This window comes from Bizionia saleffrena (assembly GCF_008086175.1).
Taxonomy (GTDB): Bacteria; Bacteroidota; Bacteroidia; order Flavobacteriales; family Flavobacteriaceae; genus Bizionia; species Bizionia saleffrena.
The window spans coordinates 1-528 of the sequence record NZ_VSKM01000065.1 but is presented as its reverse complement, the minus strand read 5'-3'; the positions used below and the strand labels follow the sequence as shown (position 1 = coordinate 528).

General features: G+C 41.7%; 1 pseudogene. It reads left to right on the top strand.

Features of this window, described 5'->3' with window-relative positions:
- Positions 1-528, top strand: a pseudogene (locus ES676_RS14885) (gliding motility-associated C-terminal domain-containing protein); the annotation flags it as partial.

The following is a 528-nucleotide window of genomic DNA, read 5'->3' as shown; positions in this document are numbered from 1 at the left end:
CCAACCTTTACGGTTCCTACTGAAGTGACTTTAGAATGTGATGAAGATGTAAACGACTTAACGTTGACTGGTGATGTAACTGACGAAGCTGATAATTGTGATACTAACACTTTAGAAGCAACATACACTGATAGCGCTTCAACTGCTGGGTCTTGTGCTAACGAATCGTCTTTCATAAGAACTTGGACAGTAACCGATGCTTGTGGAAACACAACAACTCAAGAACAGACAATTAATATCGAAGATACTACGGCGCCAACCTATACGGTTCCTACTGAAGTGACTTTGGAATGTGATCAAGATATTACCGACTTAACAGTAACTGGTGATGTTACCGATGAAGCTGATAACTGTGATACTAACACATTAGAAGCGACGTATACTGATGGCGCTTCAACTGCTGGGTCTTGTGCTAACGAATCGTCTTTCATAAGAACTTGGACAGTAACCGATGCTTGTGGAAACGATAATACGCAAACACAAACCATAAACATCGAGGATACTACGGCGCCAACCTTTACGGTTCCT